Annotated in this window: 17 protein-coding genes; 11 read left to right on the top strand and 6 right to left on the bottom strand. The window is 38.6% G+C overall.

The features are described 5' to 3' along the window. Positions 1-45 precede the first annotated feature (45 nt). A complete protein-coding gene (gene dapD / locus DV417_RS05160) occupies positions 46-873 on the bottom strand; it encodes a 2,3,4,5-tetrahydropyridine-2,6-dicarboxylate N-succinyltransferase (protein WP_118878965.1) in 828 nt (275 codons plus the stop codon). Between the two features lie 353 nt (positions 874-1,226). On the opposite strand from dapD, the gene purR reads away from it, so the two are divergent. Continuing rightward, positions 1,227-2,237, top strand: coding sequence for an HTH-type transcriptional repressor PurR (purR, locus tag DV417_RS05155; protein WP_118878963.1), 1,011 nt, complete (start codon positions 1,227-1,229; stop codon positions 2,235-2,237). A 183-nt stretch (positions 2,238-2,420) separates the two neighbouring features. Further along, positions 2,421-5,060: a phosphoenolpyruvate carboxylase gene (gene ppc, locus DV417_RS05150; protein ID WP_118878961.1), complete on the top strand. Its 2,640-nt coding sequence runs from the start codon at positions 2,421-2,423 to the stop codon at positions 5,058-5,060. 37 nt (positions 5,061-5,097) lie between these two features. Here ppc and DV417_RS05145 read toward each other — a convergent pair whose 3' ends face one another. Beyond that, the gene (locus DV417_RS05145) at positions 5,098-6,510 is read right to left on the bottom strand and encodes a YcjX family GTP-binding protein (RefSeq protein ID WP_118878959.1); all 1,413 of its coding nucleotides are present in this window, start codon (positions 6,508-6,510) and stop codon (positions 5,098-5,100) included. Positions 6,511-6,579: 69 nt separating this feature from the next. Here DV417_RS05145 and DV417_RS05140 point away from each other — a divergent pair, with 69 nt between their 5' ends. Genes DV417_RS05140 through DV417_RS05115 form a run of 6 tightly spaced genes read left to right on the top strand, consistent with a single transcriptional unit; the run spans position 6,580 to position 13,006 of the window. Continuing rightward, positions 6,580-8,274 (top strand): ABC transporter substrate-binding protein, encoded by a 1,695-nt coding sequence (locus DV417_RS05140; protein ID WP_118878957.1) that lies wholly within the window; start codon positions 6,580-6,582, stop codon positions 8,272-8,274. Further along, positions 8,274-9,239 (top strand): ABC transporter permease, encoded by a 966-nt coding sequence (locus DV417_RS05135; RefSeq protein WP_005637081.1) that lies wholly within the window; start codon positions 8,274-8,276, stop codon positions 9,237-9,239. Before DV417_RS05140 ends, DV417_RS05135 begins: the two co-directional genes overlap by 1 nt. Further along, positions 9,229-10,116 (top strand): ABC transporter permease subunit, encoded by an 888-nt coding sequence (locus DV417_RS05130; RefSeq protein WP_118808423.1) that lies wholly within the window; start codon positions 9,229-9,231, stop codon positions 10,114-10,116. Before DV417_RS05135 ends, DV417_RS05130 begins: the two co-directional genes overlap by 11 nt. Before the next feature lie 3 nt (positions 10,117-10,119). Then, positions 10,120-11,169, top strand: a complete 1,050-nt coding sequence (locus DV417_RS05125; RefSeq protein WP_118878955.1) for a peptide ABC transporter ATP-binding protein — start codon at positions 10,120-10,122, stop codon at positions 11,167-11,169. Next, positions 11,169-11,978: a peptide ABC transporter ATP-binding protein gene (locus DV417_RS05120; protein ID WP_118808421.1), complete on the top strand. Its 810-nt coding sequence runs from the start codon at positions 11,169-11,171 to the stop codon at positions 11,976-11,978. Before DV417_RS05125 ends, DV417_RS05120 begins: the two co-directional genes overlap by 1 nt. An 11-nt stretch (positions 11,979-11,989) precedes the next feature. Beyond that, on the top strand, positions 11,990-13,006 hold the full coding sequence (locus DV417_RS05115) for a YeiH family protein (protein ID WP_118878953.1): 1,017 nt from the start codon (positions 11,990-11,992) through the stop codon (positions 13,004-13,006). A 92-nt stretch (positions 13,007-13,098) separates the two neighbouring features. Here the strand turns inward: DV417_RS05115 and truA are convergent, their stop codons facing one another. After that, positions 13,099-13,908 carry a tRNA pseudouridine(38-40) synthase TruA gene (truA, locus tag DV417_RS05110; protein ID WP_118878951.1) on the bottom strand — a complete coding sequence of 270 codons (810 nt, stop codon included), beginning with the start codon at positions 13,906-13,908 and terminating at the stop codon, positions 13,099-13,101. Between the two features lie 234 nt (positions 13,909-14,142). Here truA and fbp point away from each other — a divergent pair, with 234 nt between their 5' ends. Then, positions 14,143-15,147 carry a class 1 fructose-bisphosphatase gene (fbp, locus tag DV417_RS05105; protein ID WP_118878949.1) on the top strand — a complete coding sequence of 335 codons (1,005 nt, stop codon included), beginning with the start codon at positions 14,143-14,145 and terminating at the stop codon, positions 15,145-15,147. Between the two features lie 83 nt (positions 15,148-15,230). Here the strand turns inward: fbp and DV417_RS05100 are convergent, their stop codons facing one another. From DV417_RS05100 to rsmI, 3 genes are all read right to left on the bottom strand, one after another. Beyond that, positions 15,231-15,782, bottom strand: coding sequence for an NlpC/P60 family protein (locus tag DV417_RS05100; protein WP_065246734.1), 552 nt, complete (start codon positions 15,780-15,782; stop codon positions 15,231-15,233). Positions 15,783-15,903: 121 nt separating this feature from the next. Next, entirely contained in the window at positions 15,904-17,352 is a 1,449-nt protein-coding gene (gene tldD / locus DV417_RS05095; protein ID WP_114891807.1) for a metalloprotease TldD, read from the bottom strand. Between the two features lie 102 nt (positions 17,353-17,454). Further along, positions 17,455-18,306, bottom strand: a complete 852-nt coding sequence (gene rsmI / locus DV417_RS05090; RefSeq protein ID WP_118878947.1) for a 16S rRNA (cytidine(1402)-2'-O)-methyltransferase — start codon at positions 18,304-18,306, stop codon at positions 17,455-17,457. Positions 18,307-18,377: 71 nt separating this feature from the next. On the opposite strand from rsmI, the gene DV417_RS05085 reads away from it, so the two are divergent. After that, positions 18,378-20,105, top strand: a complete 1,728-nt coding sequence (locus DV417_RS05085; RefSeq protein WP_118878945.1) for a penicillin-binding protein activator — start codon at positions 18,378-18,380, stop codon at positions 20,103-20,105. After that, a complete protein-coding gene (locus tag DV417_RS05080) occupies positions 20,105-20,464 on the top strand; it encodes a YraN family protein (RefSeq protein ID WP_046939213.1) in 360 nt (119 codons plus the stop codon). The genes DV417_RS05085 and DV417_RS05080 overlap by 1 nt, the downstream gene beginning before the upstream one ends. The last annotated feature ends 1 nt before the right edge of the window (position 20,465 follow it).

Here is a 20,465-nt window from a genome sequence, read left to right as displayed (position 1 = left end):
TTCAGACCGCACTTTAAAAGTGCGGTCTTTTTTATGATTTTTTTACTATTCTTCAATAGAACGTAATAATTCGTTGATGCCGACTTTACCTAAAGTTTTTGCATCCACTTTTTTCACGATTACGGCGCAATATAGGCTGTATTTTCCACATTTTGACGGAAGGCTACCAGATACCACTACAGAACCTGCTGGTACACGGCCGTAGTGAATTTCACCGGTTTCACGATCATAAATTTTGGTTGATTGACCGATGAATACGCCCATTGAAATAACACAGCCATCTTCTACAATAACGCCTTCTACCACTTCTGAACGTGCACCGATAAAGCAGTTATCGCCGATAATAGTTGGGTTAGCTTGTAATGGTTCTAATACGCCGCCGATGCCTACACCACCAGATAAGTGAACGTTTTTACCAATTTGTGCACATGAACCTACCGTTGCCCAAGTATCTACCATGGTGCCTTCGCCAACGTAAGCACCAATATTTACATAAGATGGCATTAATACGCAGTTTTTAGAAATGTATGCACCTTTACGCACCGTTGCAGAAGGCACAACACGGAAACCTTCTTGAGCAAAACGTTCTTCGGTGTAATCCGCAAATTTTAATGCCACTTTGTCGTAATATTTTGTTTCTGCGCCGTCAATGATTTGGTTGTCATTAATACGGAATGAAAGTAAAACAGCTTTTTTTAACCATTGATGTGTTACCCACTCGCCATCAATTTTTTCTGCAACACGGTATTTACCCGAATCTAATCCTTCGATCACTTCCTCAATTGCCGCATGCGTTTCTGCATCAACGGTTTTTGGTGTAATTTCTGCACGTTTCTCAAATGCAACTTCAATAATTTGTTGTAAATTTGACATGATAATTCCTATTAGTTAATGAATAAAACGTTATTATTTTTACCATACTTTTGTGTCTCAAGCAAAAACCTAAAAAAATACCGCCCTTTGTTTTCTAACAAAGCGCGGTAATTCATAAAATAAACACAATTAAAAAATTGATAGTGCTAGCCCTACAACAACAGTCATACTAAAAACAACCATTATCATGGCGTAACCAAAATCACTCATCTTTTTCTCCTAAATAAAAAATTTGCGTACATTCTAGCAATATTTATTAGAAAAAATCATCTCTTTTACAAAAAAATTATAATAAAAGTAACGAAATATTCTATAAACCTTTATAATAGGAAAAATTTTCTAGGGGTCAATGTATGGCAACAATTAAAGATGTCGCAAAAATGGCTGGCGTATCTACCACGACAGTATCACATGTAATAAATAAAACGCGTTTTGTTGCAAAAGAAACAGAAGAATCTGTATTACTTGCAATTAAACAATTAAATTATTCACCAAGTGCTGTTGCAAGAAGTTTAAAAGTGAATACAACCAAATCGATCGGCATGATTGTCACCACTAGTGAAGCCCCCTACTTTGCTGAAATCATTCATTCCGTCGAAGAACATTGTTATCGTCAAGGTTATTCTCTTTTCTTATGTAATACACAAAATGATTCTGAAAAAGTAAAAAACCATCTAGAAATGCTAACAAAAAAACGTGTAGATGGTTTGCTGGTGATGTGTTCTGAATATACGCAAGACTCATTGGATTTGCTTTCGTCATTTTCCAGTATTCCAATGGTTGTGATGGATTGGGGCCCAAATGCCAATACAGATATTATTTATGATCATAGTTTTGATGGGGGTTATTTAGCAACCAAACACCTCATTGATTGCGGTCATAAAAAAATCGGTATTATCTGCGGTGAACTCAATAAAACTACTGCAAGAACTCGTTATGAAGGCTTTGTAAAAGCAATGGAAGAAGCTAAATTAACAATCAATCCATCTTGGGTACTGGAAGGTGCATTTGAGCCTGAAGATGGTTATGAATGTATGAATCGTTTACTGGCTCAAGAGGAATTACCAACCGCCCTATTCTGTTGTAACGATGTGATGGCGCTTGGTGCAATTTCTGCACTGACAGAAAAAGGGTTACGCGTGCCAGATGATATGTCTATTATCGGCTATGATGATATCCATGCTTCACGTTTCTATGCACCACCATTAACCACCATTCACCAATCGAAGCTACGATTAGGCAGACAGGCTGTGAATATTTTATTAGAACGAATCAGTCAAAAAGATCAAGGCGTTCAGCAATATAGCCGTATTGACATTGGCCCTGAGCTTATTATTCGAAAATCTGTTAAATCAATTTTATAAAACTTATTAAAAATAAACCGCACTTTTTAGACAATCCATAAAAAGTGCGGTTCTTTTTTATCTATTTTTTAGCTTTTCTTGATTATTTTCAATGTTTCTATGAATAGCATTTGCCCAATCTTCCGTTTTTAGCTATATCTATCGCCAACTTACGAATTTTATTTTTTACTTTTAGGAGTTCATATGACACAAGAGTACCGCACTCTGCGCAATAGCATTAGTATGTTAGGGCGTTTTCTCGGAGAAACAATCAATGATGCCCAAGGCGCCGATATTCTTGAGTTAATCGAAAACATTCGTAAACTTTCTCGTAATTCTCGTGCTGGTGATGATAAAGCAAGACAAGAATTGCTCGATACACTCGGTAGTATTTCTAATGAAAATATTATTCCTGTCGCACGTGCTTTCAGCCAATTTTTAAACCTCACTAATATAGCTGAACAATATCAAACAATTTCGCGTGAACATTCTCTAGCACAAAGTTCTTCTCAATCCTTAAGCGAACTTTTCAAACGCTTAAAAGAACAAAATGCCTCAGTGGAAGACGTGCATAAAACCGTCGAAAAATTATTAATTGAGCTTGTTTTGACCGCACATCCAACAGAAACAACACGTCGTTCACTCATTCATAAACACATTGAAATCAATAAATGTTTAAGCAAGCTAGAACATCATGATTTAACTGAAAAAGAACGTAATATTATCGAGCGTCTATTGCTTCGCTTAATCGCAGAAGCATGGCATACCAACGAAATTCGTACTGTTCGTCCAACACCATTTGATGAGGCTAAATGGGGCTTTGCGATGTTAGAAAACAGCTTATGGCAAGCTGTGCCAGAATTTTTACGCCAACTCAACGAAACCGCCCGTGAATTTTTAGGTTACGATTTGCCGGTGGGATTAAAACCAGTGCGTATTTCCTCTTGGATGGGTGGCGACCGTGATGGAAACCCATTTGTCACCGCACAAATCACCAAAAAAGTGCTTTATTTTGCCCGTTGGAAAGCGGCGGATTTATTCTTACAAGACATCAGTAAATTAGCCGATGAACTTTCAATGGTGAAATGTAGTGATGAATTTCGTGCTAAATACGGCGAGCATTTAGAACCCTATCGCTTCGTGGTGAAAAATTTACGCAATCAGCTTACGGCAACATTAGCTTATTTTGATGATCATCTATCAGATCGCACACCGCGCGTATCCGAAAGCGAGATTATTTTAGAAGATAATCAACTTTGGGAGCCGCTTTACGATTGTTATCAATCTTTAATCCAATGCGGTATGCGCATTATTGCCAATGGTTCATTGTTGAATATTTTGCACCGTATTAGTTGTTTTGGCGTAACGCTTTCTCAAATGGATATTCGCCAAGAAAGCACACGTCACACCGATGCCATTGCTGAAATCACGCGCTATATTGGTTTAGGCGATTACTCTCAATGGACAGAAGACGATAAACAGGCTTTCTTAATTCGCGAATTAAGCTCACGCCGTCCATTAATTCCGCAAAACTGGACGCCATCGCCTGAAACCAAAGAAATTTTAGATACTTGCAAAGTCATTGCTCAACAAAAACAAGGTGTCATTGCGTGTTATGTTATTTCGATGGCACGCAGTGCCTCTGATGTTTTAGCCGTTCATTTGCTCTTAAAAGAAGCAGGCGTGCCATATCATATTCCTGTTGTGCCGCTATTTGAAACCTTAGACGATTTAGATGCAGCTGAAAAAGTGATGACTCAACTTTTCAATGTGGGTTGGTATCGTGGTGTTATCAATAATCGTCAAATGGTGATGATTGGCTATTCGGATTCGGCAAAAGATGCTGGAATGATGGCTGCCTCTTGGGCGCAATACCGTGCACAAGAAGCCTTAGTGAATTTAACAGAAAAACTTGGCATTGAACTCACTTTATTCCACGGACGTGGTGGCACCATTGGTCGTGGGGGTGCGCCAGCACATGCGGCATTACTTTCTCAACCGCCTCGTTCACTAAAAAATGGTTTACGTGTGACAGAACAAGGCGAAATGATTCGTTTTAAACTGGGTTTACCAGCTGTAGCGGTAGAAACCTTTGATCTCTACGCCAGCGCCATTTTAGAAGCAAATCTTTTACCGCCACCAGAACCGAAACCAGAATGGCGCACTATAATGGACGAGCTTTCCACTATCTCTTGCGACATTTATCGTGGCGTGGTTCGTGGTGATAAAGATTTCGTTCCTTATTTCCGCAGTGCGACGCCAGAACAGGAACTCTCCAAATTGCCACTTGGTTCTCGCCCTGCAAAACGCAACCCAAATGGCGGCGTGGAAAGTTTACGTGCCATTCCTTGGATTTTTGCGTGGATGCAAAATCGCTTAATGCTACCCGCTTGGTTAGGTGCAGGTGCCTCTATCCGTCAGATTATTGAACAAGGCAAAGGCGATATCATTCATGAAATGTGCGAAAACTGGCCATTCTTTTCAACTCGAATTGGTATGTTGGAAATGGTCTTTAGTAAATCAGATACCTGGCTTTCCCAACAATATGATCAACGATTAGTGAAAAAAGAACTTTGGTATTTAGGCGAAAATTTACGTAAGCAACTTAAAGATGATATTCAAACTGTGCTTTCACTTTCTCACCAAAGTGAACTGATGTCTGATTTACCTTGGATTGCAGATTCAATTGCATTGCGTAATATCTACACGGATCCACTCAATCTACTGCAAGTGGAATTGCTTCACCGTTTCCGTGAAAATCCAGAGCAAGTCAATCCCGATGTGGAACAAGCATTGATGATTACCATTACAGGTATCGCGGCTGGGATGCGCAATACGGGCTAGAAAGATGAAAAAAGTGCGGAAAATTTTCCGCACTTTTTTATTCAAATCGATCACTTAATAAAAATTGTAAAACTGCATCCATCCTCAAATGAGGAATACTCTCCCCTTGTTCTAAAGGCTGAGGTTCAAAACTATCGAAATCAAAGTGCGGTTGTTTTTGCCAAAATTCTGTTCTTGGTAATTTACTTGGCACCGTTCCTGGATAAAGCGTAATCGGTTGTTTATCAATAGAGCGAATCCCTTGAATTGCTTTCATTTCTTTTCCTTGCTGATTCACAATCACTTGCTTTGTGGTACGAACAGCCGCAATGGCAGTGTATTCCGTATCGATTCCTTCAAATTCCACATGTCGCCCCCCCTCTTGCACAATTTGGCGCATTAAACTCACTAAATTAGGAATTTGATCCCGAGTAATATGATCCGCCTTGGTCGCAACAAACATTAATCGATCAATTCGTGGAGAAAACAAACGATGAAGAAAATTTCTGCTGCCATAATGGAAATTATTAAATAACTGGTTTAACCCCATTTTCATATCTAAAAAGGCTTGCTGACTGTGATTTAAAGGAGTTAAACAATCCACCAAAATAACTTGACGATCAAAGGTAGAAAAATAATTTTCGTAAAAACCTTTCACAATTTTATTGCGATAATAATCATAACGTTTTGTCAGCACGGCAAAATAGCTATTCGATTTGGCAGTTTTTTTCAAGGTTTGCCACTGCTCTTCCGAAAGATGAATTAATGGAAAAAATTGTAATGCGGGCGCCCCCTCTAAATCACTTGGCAATACAAATCGCCCAGGCTGAATAAATTGCATGCCTTGCGACTTACATTGGTGTAAATAATCCGTATAACTTTTCGCTATCTTAGCTAAAACATCTTCATTTGCGACCGCACTTAAATCCAAATTCAGCAACACGGAAAGCCAATTCTGCGCCAATTCTTCTCGAATGCCAGTGGTAACCTTGATTTGCTCTTGTGACCATTGTTGAAAATCTAGATTTAACAGCGGCAAATCAAGCAGCCATTCACCCGGATAATCAAAAATATCCAGATAAAGCGTGCCGCGTTCTTTTAAATGGCGTAGCAAGCCAGATTGACGTTGAAAACGAATTGCTAAACGTGTTTCACTCACACCACGAGTAGACTGAAACCATTGAGGCGGATTTTGTGACAAATCATTTAAATTACTTTCATAATCAAAACGTGGCACGCTAAGATCTTGTTGAGATACTCGTTTCACCGCCAAGATCGCACCATTTCTAGCCGCTTCAAATAATGGCAAATGCTGTGATGAATTTTGATTAATGGAGAGAAGTTGATTGATTAAACTTGTAATAAACGCCGTTTTTCCACTCCGACTTAACCCCGTCACCGCCAAGCGCAAAGTGCGGTCAAAACCACGATTAATGATTTGATTGATTTCGTTTTGAACCCTATTAAACATTCAATATCCTAGCCATTTTTACTAATATGCCTTACAATTTGGCACATAATTTATCACAATGCATTTGTTATGTTACGCAAAAATCTTACGTTTTTCTGTTTTCTATTTGGTATTGGCTTGAACACCCAACTTCAAGCGGCTCCACGCGTACCAGAACACCTAACAGAAAACGGACTAACTTATTGTACTAATGCCTCTGGATTTTCTTTTAATCCTCAAACTGCTGACGCTGGCACAAGTATGAATGTCGTAACAGAGCAAATTTATAACAAACTTTTTGAAATAAAAAACCATAGCGCGAATGTTACGCCTGTTCTTGCTCAGTCTTATACTATTTCACCTGATGGAAAAGAAATATTAATCAATTTGCGTCGTGGTGTTAAATTTCACCAAACGCCATGGTTTACCCCAACACGCGATTTTAATGCGGAAGATGTGGTGTTTTCAATTAATCGTGTGTTGGGTCATGATACTTACTTGCCAACCTTAGCAGAAACAGCAATTACCTATAAAAACCCACAATATAAAGTGTTTCACGAGCAAGCAAGAAAAGTTCGCTTTCCTTATTTTGATAGCATTAAGCTTAATGAAAAAATTAAATCAGTGACCGCACTTTCGCCTTACCAAGTGAAAATTGAATTGTTTGAACCAGATTCATCGATCTTGTCGCATCTTGCCAGCCAATATGCCATTATTTTTTCACAAGAATATGCCTATCAATTAAGTGCTGACGATAATCTCACTCAATTAGATACTCACCCCGTGGGCACTGGGCCTTATCAAGTAAAGGATTATGTGTATAACCAATATGTTCGCTTAGTGCGTAATGAAAACTATTGGAAAAAAGAAGCAAAAATTGAAAATATTATCGTAGATTTATCTACCGATAGAAATGGGCGACTCGTCAAATTTTTCAATAATGAATGTCAAATAGCCTCTTATCCTGAAGTGAGCCAAATTGGCTTATTAAAGAGCGATGATAAGCACTACTATATGCAATCCACTGACGGAATGAATTTGGCATATCTTGCTTTCAATTTTGAAAAACCATTGATGCAGGATCGTAGTATTCGAGAAGCCATTTCACAAAGTTTGAACCGCGCACGCATTATTCACAACATCTATCACAATACTGCGACAGTGGCGAATAACATTATTCCTGAAGTATCTTGGGCTTCTAGCGTAAACACGCCAGAATTTGACTTTGATTACAGTCCAAAAGTCGCGGAGAAAAAATTAGAAAATAAACATCTTTCGCTCAATTTATGGGTGATTAATGAAGAACAAATGTATAACCCAGCCCCTTTTAAAATGGCGGAAATGATTAAATCCGATTTGGAGCAAGTGGGCGTGAAAGTGAAAGTGCGGACAGTAACACGCACATTTTTGAGTGAGCAACTTCGCAATAAATCAGAAAATTACGATTTAATTTTAGCGGGATGGTTAGCAGGAAATCTTGATCCTGACGGATTTATGCGCCCTATATTGAGCTGTAATACGCAAAATGAAATCACAAATTTATCTAACTGGTGTAACGAAGAATTTAATAATTTAATGGATCGCGCGATTGCCACATCTAATTTATCTGAACGGGCGCGTGCTTATAATGATGCTCAAGAACTAATTCTACAGGAATTGCCAATTATCCCTATCGCGAATGTAAAACGCATTTTGGTGGCAAATAGCCAAGTAAAAGGCGTGGAAATGACACCTTTTGGTAGTCTTAACTTTTCTGACTTACGCTTACACAAGGAGAAACCCTAATGTTGTGGTCTGTTATTCGCCATACCCTTTGGGTAACGTTGCTCCTGCTCGTGTTATCTTTGCTAAGTTTCGTGATTTTATTACGAGATCCGCTTAATGCTGATCTCGTCACGCACAATATTTACACCAGTTATTTTAATTATTTAAGCACCTTATTACATGGTGATTTTGGGATTACTTATAACGGTGGAAAATCTCTGATAGATCTAATTCTAACGGTACTTCCACCCACATTAGAGCTTTGTTTTACCGCACTTTTATTGGCATTCATTCTCGGCGTGCCACTTGGCATTATAAGTGCGGTAAATTCTCAACATATTTTTGCAAAGAGCTTAAAAAGTTTATCTTATGTTGGTTTGTCGATCCCAATATTTTGGCTCGCGCCGATTTTGCTTTATGTCGCAGCGGTAAATCATTGGGAAATTGCATCTATTGGGCAATACAATTTACTCTATGAAATAAAACCGATTACTGGTTTCCCAGTCATTGATGTTTGGTTTATAGATGTGCCTTATCGTACCAAAATTGTACAAAATGTTTTGCAACATTTAGCCTTACCGACACTGGTACTTTGCATTTTGCCAACAATGGAAATTATCCGAATTATTCAACAACGCGCAGAATATGTTTTGAACCAAAATTTTGCCAAAGTTGCCACAACACGGGGGTGGTCAAAATGGAAAATTCTCCATCAATATGTATTCCGTAATACGTTTCCTTTGCTTATTCCACAAGTACCGCGCGTGTTTACCCTAGTATTAACTCAATGTATGTTGGTAGAAACGGCTTTAGGTTGGCCTGGAATTGGTCGCTGGCTGATCGATGCCGTAACGCAACAAGATTACAATAGTATTTCAGCGGGTGTAGTTGTCATTGGCGTTTGCATTATTTTGATCGACACATTCATTAAAGCGCTTACTTTCGTGCTCGATCCATTTAAAAAGAAAGGTTGGTATGCAAGATAAAGAACCTGAAGAATTTCGAGAAAATACCTCAATATTCCAAATATGGCTACTATTTCGCAAAAATACCATTGCGTTATTCAGCTTTTATTTATTAACGTTGTTAATTCTAACCGCACTTTTCAGCAGTTGGATCGCACCTTATGCTCATAATATGCAGTTTGTTGGGCAAGAATTAATGCCGCCATCTTGGGTAGAAAAAGGGCAAATTGCTTTTTTCTTTGGTACTGATGATTTAGGCCGTGATGTGCTAAGCCGACTAATTATGGGCACAAGTTACACTATTGGGTCATCATTGCTAGTCGTACTTGCAGTTGCCTTAATTGGTGGAACCCTTGGCATTGTTGCTGGTATGTTGAAGGGCTTAAAAGCGCGTTTTGTCGGCCATATTTTTGATGCCTTTTTATCGCTCCCTATTTTGCTCATTGCTATCGTGATTTCCACACTGATGGAACCGAGTTTATTGAATGCAATGTTCGCAACACTTTTAGCGATATTGCCCTATTTCATCCATGCAATTTATCGAGCAATTCAACAAGAATTGAAAAAAGATTACGTCCTCATGTTAAAACTTGAGGGCATTTCTAACTGGAAATTATTAAAAAGTACCATTTTGCCTAATATCACCGTAATCTATGTTCAAGAAATTGCACGAGCATTTGTTGTCGCCATATTGGATATTAGCGCCTTGAGTTTTATTTCCCTTGGCGCACAACGACCAACCCCAGAATGGGGCGCTATGATTCGAGATTCTTTAGAACTACTCTATCTTGCACCTTGGACGGTATTACTCCCAGGCTTTGCAATTATTTTTACCATTTTATTAAGCATTATTTTTAGCAATGGCTTAACTAAAGCTATCAACCAATATTACGAATAATTTATGGCACTACTAGACATCCGTAACCTAAATATCGAAATACAAACCTCAAACGGCCTCGTTAAGATTGTGGACGGTGTAAACTTATCGATCAATGAAGGGGAAATTTGTGGGCTTGTTGGCGAATCAGGTTCTGGTAAAAGTTTAATCGCCAAAGTAATTTGTAATGCCATCAAAGAAAACTGGATTATTACCGCAGATCGCTTTCGCTTTCATGATGTAGAGTTACTAAAACTCAGTCCCAATAAACGCCGAAAACTGGTCGGCAAAGAAATATCCATGATTTTCCAAGATCCCCTTTCTTGTCTTGATCCAAGTCGGAAAATTGGTAAACAATTAATCCAAAATATCCCGAATTGGACATTTAAAGGAAAATGGTGGCAATGGTTTGGTTGGAAAAAACGCCGTGCCATTGAATTATTGCATCGTGTAGGGATAAAAGAACACAAAGATATCATGGCAAGCTATCCTAATGAATTAACGGAAGGCGAAGGACAAAAAGTCATGATTGCTATCGCAGTGGCAAATCAGCCCCGCTTGCTGATTGCCGATGAGCCGACTAATGCACTAGAAGCAACAACAGCATTACAGGTATTTCGATTACTTTCTAGTATGAACCAAAACCAAGGCACAACCGTTTTATTGGCTAGTAATGACATCAGAAGTATTAGTGAATGGTGCGATCAGATTTCTGTACTCTATTGCGGGCAAAATACGGAATCAGGCCCAACGCAAATATTGCTTGAAAGTCCTCATCATCCTTACACGCAAGCATTAATTAATGCCATGCCTGATTTTACGCAGCCTTTGGGATTTAAAACTAAACTAAGTACCTTAGAAGGTACCGTGCCAATTTTAGAACAAATGCCTATTGGTTGCCGTCTTGGCCCTCGTTGTCCTTTTGCACAGAAAAAATGTATTGAAAAACCAACTCGATTCAAAATAAAACAACATGAATTTTCTTGCCATTATCCAATTAATTTACGCGAGAAAACCTTCAAAGAAAAAGCAATGAGTGCGCCATTAACACTTGCAAGCAAAGGAAATGAATAATGCCGTTATTACAAGTAGAAGATTTGACTAAAACCTTCAAAGGCCGCAAGCGTTTATTTGGTACGAGTGACTTTAATGCGGTAGAAAATGTAAGTTTTTCTCTTGAGCGCCAACAAACCTTAGCAATTATCGGCAAAAATGGTTCGGGGAAATCAACGTTAGTAAAAATGATCGCGGGCATTACTCAGCCCACTTCTGGCAGAATTTTATTTAACGATCATGAATTGCAATTCGAGGATTTTCAATACCGCGCGCAACATATTCGAATGGTGTTCCAAGATGCGAATTCAGCGTTTAATCCTCGCTTAAATATCGGTGAGGCATTAGATGCTCCGCTACGTTTAGCAACAGATTGGGATGAAGAACGTCGCAATCAGAAAATCTTTGAAACACTGTTACTTGTAGGGCTTTACCCTGATTACACTAATCTAAAAATCAAAAATCTTTCTATCAGCCAAAAACAGCGTGTCGCTTTGGCACGCGCGCTGATTTTAGAACCTGAAATAATTATTATAGATGATGCACTTGGCAATCTGGATGCTTCAGTGCGCATTCAACTACTCAATTTAACCCTTGATTTGCAGCAACGTTTAGGTATCTCTTACATTTATGTAGGCCAAGACCTCGGTGTGATTAAACATATTGCAGACACCGTAATCGTGATGGATAAAGGGAAAATGATAAAGAGCGGTACGCCTAAAATGCTATTTACCGATCCACAAACAGATGTAACTGGCCGTTTAGTGGAAAGTTATTTTGGAAAAATTTTGGATGAAAGTGCCTGGGTAAAGGAAACTCATACTAACTAAGGAAATAAAAAATGAATACTCGTCCCTTTTATTTCGGACTTATATTTATCGCGATTATCGCTGTACTTGCTAGCTACTTAGGGAGTACCGACTTTTCTCATCACTATCATATCAGTGCCTTAATTATTGCCATTTTGCTGGGAATGGCAATCGGCAATACCATTTATCCTCAATTTTCTACACAAGTGGAAAACGGTGTGTTATTTGCGAAAGGTCCTCTTCTTCGCACTGGCATTGTGCTGTATGGTTTTCGCCTCACCTTTGGCGATATCGCCGATGTTGGCTTAAATGCTGTTGTCACTGATGCAATCATGCTGATTTCAACCTTTTTTCTTACCGCACTTTTGGGCATTCGTTATCTAAAAATGGATAAACACTTGGTTTATCTCACTGGGGCTGGATGTAGTATTTGTGGTGCGGCAGCGGTTATGGCGGCAGAGCCTGTTACCAAAGCAGAATCTCATAAAGTTTCAGTGGCGATTGCCGTAGTGGTCATTTTCGGGACGCTTTCTATTTTTACTTATCCATTTTTCTACACTTGGTCACAAGATTTAATTAATGCTCATCAATTCGGTATTTATGTTGGTTCTAGCGTGCATGAAGTGGCTCAAGTTTATGCGATTGGGGGAAATATTGATCCTATCGTGGCGAATACCGCCGTCATTACAAAAATGATCCGAGTGATGATGCTTGCACCATTTTTATTAATGCTTTCTTGGTTATTAACACGTAGTAATGGAGTATCAGAAAATACATCACACAAAATTACAATTCCTTGGTTTGCTGTACTTTTTATTGGCGTTGCCATTTTTAATTCTTTTGATTTATTACCAAAAGAACTCGTGAAATTATTAGTTGAAATCGATTCTTTCTTATTAATTTCAGCGATGGCTGCGCTTGGCTTAACTACGCAAGCAAGCTCAATCAAGAAAGCGGGAGTAGAACCGCTGATTTTAGGGATACTGATTTATTTATGGCTAGTGGTTGGTGGATTTTTAGTAAATTATGGAATATCAAAATTAATATAAAATTCACTTAAGATTGACCGCACTTTTAAAGTGCGGTCTTTTTTTATGAAGAATATTTTCAGATATGGTGATTTAAAACATGAAATTACGCTTTATTTCAATGTACGATTTAATAAACCATCCTCTAAAAATAAAGGACCAATTGGGCATTTAGGAATATCAAACTTTTGTGGATAAATCACATCCACCAAATACAATCCATCGGGTTTTGCTGTTGGTGCGGCAAGCTGACGATTTTTCTGCTCAAGTAGCCATTGCATCCATTCAATCGGCTGATTTCCCGCACCGACCTCAATCAAACTTCCCACAATATTGCGAACCATATGATGCACAAAAGCATTTGCCTGAATATCAACAATAATATATTTTCCGATACGAGACACATTCAAATGATGCACATTACGCCAAGGCGTATGAGATTGACATTGTGCAGCGCGGAAAGAGGAAAAATCATGCTCCCCTAATAAACATTGCCCAGCCTGATGCATTTTTTCGGCATCTAAATCTAAATGACAATGGGTCATTCCTCCCGCTAAAATCGCAGAGCGTAATTTATTACAATAAAGAATATAGCGGTAACGGCGTGCTGTTGCGGAAAATCTCGCATGGAATTCATCATCGACTTGTTTTGCCCAACTCACTGCAATGTCATCAGGTAAATGAGCATTCGTACCAAAAGCCCAAGCCTTCTCTGGACGAACCGAATTCGTTTCAAAATGAACAACCTGCCCCGTTCCACTCACACCAGAATCCGTTCTGCCAGCACAAAATATTTCAATTTTTTCATTCGCAATACAAGAAAGCGCCTTTTCTAATTCTTCTTGTACACTACGGACTTTTTCTTGTCTCTGCCAACCATAATAATTTTGTCCGTTATACTCAATGCCTAATGCGATTTTCATTTTTTACCTTTTGGCTTAATAAAGTGCGGTTATGGTAGCTCAAGTTTATTTGGAGCGCAAATTCACAAAATCGCTCCAGAATTTGTTAACAAATAAGTGATAGCTTCCAAAAATTACAGCAATAAATGTGACATTTTTGTGATAAAGATCTCATTCTGATAATCTATCATTAGAGTTTACACTCCAAATTCCCTATAATTAATCAACGTATTATGAAAAACTAAAAGGAAAATTATGAAAACATTGAGTGAATTTATCGTTGAACGCCAAGCAGAATACCCAAATGCAAAAGGGGAATTGAGTGGTATTTTGTCATCAATTCGTCTTTTAGCGAAAATTATTCACCGAGATATTAATAAAGCGGGATTAACAAATATTCTCGGTCAATCAGGTGTTGAAAACGTACAAGGCGAAAGTCAGATGAAACTTGATTTATTCGCCCATAACACGATGAAAGCGGCATTAATGGCGCGTGAAGAAGTGGCTGGTTTTGCATCTGAAGAAGAAGAAAGTTTTATCGCATTTGATACAGAACGTGGACGCAATGCAAAATACATTATTTTAACGGATCCCCTTGATGGTTCTTCAAATATTGATGTAAACGTATCCGTCGGTACAATTTTCTCCATTTACCGTCGCGTATCTCCAATTGGCACACCTGTCACCTTAGAAGATTTCTTACAACCAGGGAATAAACAAGTTGCCGCAGGTTATATTGTTTACGGTTCATCAACTATGTTGGTATATACCACTGGTAATGGGGTTAATGGATTTACTTATGATCCATCAATCGGTACATTCTGTCTATCACACGAAAATATGCAAATGCCAAAAACTGGCCGCATTTATTCCATCAATGAAGGACAATACCTCAAATTCCCACAAGGGGTGAAAAAATATATTAAATATTGCCAAGAAGAAGATAACGCGACTCATCGTCCTTACGCCTCTCGCTATATTGGTTCACTTGTAGCAGACTTCCACCGCAACTTATTAAAAGGCGGCATTTATATTTACCCAAGTGCAACCAACTATCCAAATGGAAAACTTCGTTTATTATATGAAGGCAATCCAATTGCATTTTTAGCGGAGCAAGCGGGCGGTGTCGCAACAGATGGTTATCGTCGAATTTTAGATATCGAACCAACCGCACTTCATGAACGTGTTCCACTATTTGTTGGTTCAGAGGATATGGTGAAAAAAGCACAAGAAATGATGGAAGAATTTAAAGAAGAATAATAAAAATCTCCTCGATTAAAAGAGGAGATTTTTATCATAAGCTGATCAAAAAAACCGAACTTAATGTTCGGTTTTCTTTTTCATTACATGATACGGCGCGATTGAGTGTAAGTTCTAGCCCAGTATTCTTCATCAAGGGAACTTATCGTCACACCTTGCCCTGTACTTGCATGCATAAATTGGTTGTTACCAATATAAACACCAACATGGTTATTTTTACGGAAGAATACTAAATCGCCTTTTTTCAACTCTGATTTACTAATTTGTTTACCTAAATAACGTTGTTCAGCAGTAGAACGCGGCAACTCAATGCCAAATGCTTCAGAAAAAGTCGTTTGCATAAATGCAGAACAATCAATACCACGTTTGGTTGTACCGCCCATACGATAAGCGGTTCCCACCCATTCATTATACACACCAGCTAAAGCCTTATCCCCCATTAAAGCTGATGAACGGTTTGTTCTCACTTTATGGAAAATCCCTGAACGATTACCTTTTTCTAAACTACTAATCAAACCCGTTAATTGAGCATCATCACTTTCAGAAATAGCCTGATGATTTGCCGTTCGTGGGCCATTAGAACAAGCGGTTGCGAGTGTCGCTAAACCAATAATAACTAAAATTCTTTTTAACATAATTTAAAATAATTAAAAGATATAAAATAAAGTCCTGCCTGAGACTATCAAAATTTGAATAAGATTGCCAGTAAAAATCCAATTTTAATGGGATTTTTGTGATCTTTTGCACAATTTTGGTTTAATTTGTACCACCAACAGTAATTTCATCAATTTTTAGTGCGGGCTGTCCAACGCCGACTGGCACACTTTGCCCCTCTTTGCCACAAACCCCGATACCTAAATCAAGTTCTGATTTATCTGCAACCATAGAAATCTTTTGCATCACTTCAATGCCACTGCCAATTAAAGTTGCGCCCTTAACTGGTTTCGTAATTTTTCCTTTTTCAATTAAATAAGCTTCTGAAGTGGAAAATACAAATTTACCAGACGTAATATCCACTTGACCACCACCAAAGTGCGGTGCATAAATCCCCTGTTCTACAGAAGCAATCAAATCATCAAACTGACTTTGTCCTGCAAGCATATAGGTGTTAGTCATTCTAGGCATTGGTAAATGGGCATAAGACTCACGTCGTCCATTTCCCGTTGGAGCCACACCCATCAAACGGGCATTCATTTTATCTTGCATGTAACCTTGCAAAATCCCTTCTTTGATGAGTACATTGCACTGGCTTGGCACACCTTCATCATCAATAGTTAATGAACCTCGACGATTCTCAATCGTGCCATCATCCACAATCGTACATAACGGTGAAGTCACTTGCTCGCCAATCTTGCCTGTGAAAAGCGAACTTTCTTTACGGTTAAAATCCCCTTCTAAACCATGCCCTACCGCCTCGTGTAACAACACGCCTGGCCAACCTGCGCCTAATACCACTGGCATTAATCCTGCTGGTGCTGCAACTGCACTAAGGTTTACTAAGGCTTGACGAACCGCTTCTTTAGCAAAAAGTACTGCTCTAATATCGCCATCAATCACTTCAAAGAACCAATCTAAACCGAAACGCCCACCAGAACCACAACTGCCTCGTTCACGTTTGCCATTTTCCTCTACTAACACAGAAATAGATAAGCGAACTAAAGGACGAATATCTGCGGCTAGCGTACCATCCGTCGCCATGACTAATACTTCTTCATAAACAGAACTAAGACTTGCTGATACGCGGGTTACGCGATGGTCTTCCGCTCGTGCTGTACGATCAACTAAATGTAATAGCTCAATTTTTTTCTCTTTAGTCAAACTTTCCAAAGGATTAATCGCTGCATAACGAGCAATAGGATTTACAACATTAAAAGCGGATGGCGAAATCAAATTCCCCTGTTTTACTTGCGCAATTCCCTTTACCGCCTCCGCACATTGCTGCAAAGAAGCAAGATTAATTTGATCGGCATAAGCAAAGCCTGTTTTCTCACCAGAAACTGCCCGCACGCCAACACCACGATCAATATGAAAACCGCCTTCTTTTATAATGCCATCTTCCAATACCCAACTTTCATCTTGGCTAAGTTGAAAATACAAATCAGCATAGTCAATATTGCGATGCGACATCATGTCGAAAATATTGAGCAATGCTTTAGTTGAAAGATTACTTGGTGTCAGTAGTGTATTTGAAACTTGGTTTAACATATTTTTTCCAGTCTAAAAGTAAATATCTTGTAAGAACTTGTGTCCGTTTGGTGCAACAGCACAGATTAAAATTGGATGAATAAAGTGCGGTTAATTTTAAGGTTATTTTTCCAAATGCGCTAATCCAAATTGATACAAAGCATTCTTCTTATAACCATACAACTCAGCAACAATAGCAGCCGCTTTTTTTAGCGGTAATTCCTCTGCAATTAATTCAAGCGCTTTCACCGCTTGTGGAGAAATTTCATCGTTATTGTCAGACTTTGGTTTGCCTTCAACAATCAAAACCATCTCGCCTTTTGTACGATTGGGATCTTCTAAAAGCCATTCTCGTAAATTTTTAATCGTATTACCCGTAATCGTTTCCCAAGTTTTAGTAATTTCACGGGCTAACACAATATATCGTTCTTCCCCTAACACCGATTGCATATCTTCTAGCGTATCTAAAATACGGTGAGTGGATTCATAAAAAATCAAAGTGCGGTCTTCTTCTGCGATATTTTCTAATTTATCTTTGCGCGCTTTACTTTTCGCAGGTAAAAAGCCTTCAAAACAAAATCTATCAGAAGCAATCCCCGATGCGCAAAGTGCGGTAATTGCCGCACAGGCTCCTGGTAAAGGAACAACACGAATGTTTGCCTCACGGCATTGGCGCACTAAATGAAAACCAGGATCACTAATTAATGGCGTCCCCGCATCAGAAATCAAAGCAATATGGCTACCTTGCTTGAGTTTTTCCACCAAAATATGGGCTTTTTCTTGTTCATTGTGATCATGCAAAGCAAAAAAGGGCTTTTTGATACCGTAATGGCTTAATAAAAGGCCACTATGACGGGTATCTTCTGCTGCAATTAAATCCACTTGAGCAAAAGTATCTAAAGCACGCTGGGTAATATCCTGTAAATTGCCAATCGGTGTGGCAACAATGTATAAAATTCCGGTTAAATCAGTCATTTTTGTTTGCTTTTAAGTTATGAGATAAGTAAGATCTGCCACAACTATTGTCTGTTTATGATGGAGCAAGAATGTCTATTCTATTACAAGGCGGACGTTTTAAAAAACGTTTAATGCCAATTTTATTGTCAATGGCCTTAGCTGGCTGTTCAAACCTACTTGGCAGCAGTTTTACGCAAACTTTACAACAAGATGCGAATGCAAGTTCTGAATTTTATATGAATAAATTAGGACAAGCACAAGAACTTGAAGATCAACAAACCTATAAATTGCTCGCAGCTCGCGTGTTAATCAGTGAAAATAAAGTTGAACAATCAGAAGCGTTATTAAGTGAGTTAGGTGAATTAAATGATGCGCAAAAATTAGATCGTGCATTAATTGAAGCGAGAATTTCTGCTGCAAAAAATGCCAATGACGTCGCGCAAAATCAATTACGTACATTGGATTTAAATAAATTAAGTCCGTCACAAAAATCTCGTTATTACGAAACCTTAGCTATTGTTGCTGAAAACCGTAAAGACATCATTGAAGCCGTAAAAGCGCGGGTAAAAATTGATGAGAATTTAACGGATGTACAACGTCGCCAAGATAATGTTGATAAAACTTGGGCATTGTTACGTTCAGCAAATACTGGTGTAATCAATAATGCTTCAGATGAAGGCAACGCGGCTTTAGGCGGTTGGTTAAACTTAATCAAAACCTACAATGATTATATTCGTCAACCCGTTCAATTAAGCCAAGCATTGCAAAGTTGGAAAAATGCTTACCCAAATCATGCAGCCGCAACGTTATTCCCAAAAGAATTGCTTACATTGCTTAATTTCCAACAAACGAATGTGTCACAAATTGGTTTACTATTGCCATTAAGTGGTGACGGACAAATTCTTGGTACAACCATTCAATCGGGTTTCAACGACGCGAAAGGTAACTCAACCATTCCAGTGCAAGTATTTGATACCTCAATGAATTCTGTACAAGATATCATTGCACAAGCAAAACAAGCGGGGATTAAAACCTTAGTGGGTCCATTACTAAAACAAAATCTTGATGTGATTTTAGCGGATCCTGCACAAATTCAAGGTATGGATGTGCTTACATTAAATTCCACACCAAATTCTCGTGCAATTGGTCAACTTTGCTATTATGGACTTTCACCAGAAGATGAAGCAGAGTCAGCAGCCAATAAAATGTGGAACGATGGAATTCGTAGTCCACTGGTTGCCATGCCGCAAAATGATTTAGGGCAACGCGTAGGTAATGCCTTTAATGTACGTTGGCAACAATTAGCGGGCACAGATGCGAATATTCGTTACTATAATTTACCGGCGGATGTCACTTATTTCCTTCAAGAAAATGGTTCAAATTCAACCGCACTTTACGTGGTCGCCAATCCAGATGAGTTAGTTGAAATGAAAGGCTATTTAACGAATAGCGCACCAAATTTACGTATTTATGCAAGCTCACGCTCAAGCTCCAATGCTGCAAGCAACAACCCTGAGTTTGTCGCTCAAATGAATGGTGTTCAATTTAGTGATATTCCATTTTTTAAAGAAACCAATTCACCACAATATCAAAAACTCGCCAAAACAACTGGCGGTGAATATCAATTAATGCGTTTATACGCAATGGGTGCGGATGCTTGGTTACTCATCAATCAATTTAATGAATTGCGCCAAGTGCCAGGATATCGCTTAAGTGGTTTAACTGGTGTTTTAAGTGCAGGTACAAATTGTAATGTTGAACGTGATATGACTTGGTATCAATATCAAGATGGTGCAATTGTACCGGTCGCAAACTAATGTTTTCTTTAAAACGTCAACAAGGGGCGAGCTTTGAGCATCAAGCTCGCCTTTTTTTAGAATCAAAAGGCTTAAAATTTATTGCGGCTAATCAAAATTTCAAATGTGGTGAACTTGATCTTATTATGAGTGACAAAGGAACCATCGTTTTTGTTGAAGTTCGCCAACGTTCTAATCATGCCTTTGGCTCGGCAATAGAAAGTGTAGATTGGCAAAAACAACAAAAATGGTTGGATGCTGCAAATTTATGGCTAATGAAACAAAATATGAGTTTAGAAGATGCCGATTGTCGTTTTGATTTAATCGCCTTTGGCAAAACGCCCCAAGATATTCAATGGATTCCTAATTTTCTCGATTAAT

The sequence above is a fragment of the Haemophilus haemolyticus genome (assembly GCF_003490935.1).
GTDB classification, from domain to species: domain Bacteria; phylum Pseudomonadota; class Gammaproteobacteria; order Enterobacterales; family Pasteurellaceae; genus Haemophilus; species Haemophilus haemolyticus_M.
The sequence above is the reverse complement of the archived record's forward strand: the minus strand, read 5'-3'. Positions and strand labels throughout refer to the sequence as shown.

Excerpts from the sequence above, each read along its gene's own strand:
- DV417_RS05130 (WP_118808423.1), top strand. The coding sequence starts at position 9,229 with ATGCAAGATAAAGAACCTGAAGAATTTCGAGAAAATACCTCAATATTC.
- fbp (WP_118878949.1), top strand. The coding sequence starts at position 14,143 with ATGAAAACATTGAGTGAATTTATCGTTGAACGCCAAGCAGAATACCCA.
- DV417_RS05135 (WP_005637081.1), top strand. The coding sequence starts at position 8,274 with ATGTTGTGGTCTGTTATTCGCCATACCCTTTGGGTAACGTTGCTCCTG.
- DV417_RS05100 (WP_065246734.1), bottom strand. The coding sequence starts at position 15,782 with ATGTTAAAAAGAATTTTAGTTATTATTGGTTTAGCGACACTCGCAACC.
- DV417_RS05140 (WP_118878957.1), top strand. The coding sequence starts at position 6,580 with ATGTTACGCAAAAATCTTACGTTTTTCTGTTTTCTATTTGGTATTGGC.
- tldD (WP_114891807.1), bottom strand. The coding sequence starts at position 17,352 with ATGTTAAACCAAGTTTCAAATACACTACTGACACCAAGTAATCTTTCA.
- ppc (WP_118878961.1), top strand. The coding sequence starts at position 2,421 with ATGACACAAGAGTACCGCACTCTGCGCAATAGCATTAGTATGTTAGGG.
- truA (WP_118878951.1), bottom strand. The coding sequence starts at position 13,908 with ATGAAAATCGCATTAGGCATTGAGTATAACGGACAAAATTATTATGGT.
- DV417_RS05080 (WP_046939213.1), top strand. The coding sequence starts at position 20,105 with ATGTTTTCTTTAAAACGTCAACAAGGGGCGAGCTTTGAGCATCAAGCT.
- DV417_RS05145 (WP_118878959.1), bottom strand. The coding sequence starts at position 6,510 with ATGTTTAATAGGGTTCAAAACGAAATCAATCAAATCATTAATCGTGGT.
- DV417_RS05085 (WP_118878945.1), top strand. The coding sequence starts at position 18,378 with ATGTCTATTCTATTACAAGGCGGACGTTTTAAAAAACGTTTAATGCCA.
- rsmI (WP_118878947.1), bottom strand. The coding sequence starts at position 18,306 with ATGACTGATTTAACCGGAATTTTATACATTGTTGCCACACCGATTGGC.
- DV417_RS05120 (WP_118808421.1), top strand. The coding sequence starts at position 11,169 with ATGCCGTTATTACAAGTAGAAGATTTGACTAAAACCTTCAAAGGCCGC.
- purR (WP_118878963.1), top strand. The coding sequence starts at position 1,227 with ATGGCAACAATTAAAGATGTCGCAAAAATGGCTGGCGTATCTACCACG.
- DV417_RS05125 (WP_118878955.1), top strand. The coding sequence starts at position 10,120 with ATGGCACTACTAGACATCCGTAACCTAAATATCGAAATACAAACCTCA.
- dapD (WP_118878965.1), bottom strand. The coding sequence starts at position 873 with ATGTCAAATTTACAACAAATTATTGAAGTTGCATTTGAGAAACGTGCA.
- DV417_RS05115 (WP_118878953.1), top strand. The coding sequence starts at position 11,990 with ATGAATACTCGTCCCTTTTATTTCGGACTTATATTTATCGCGATTATC.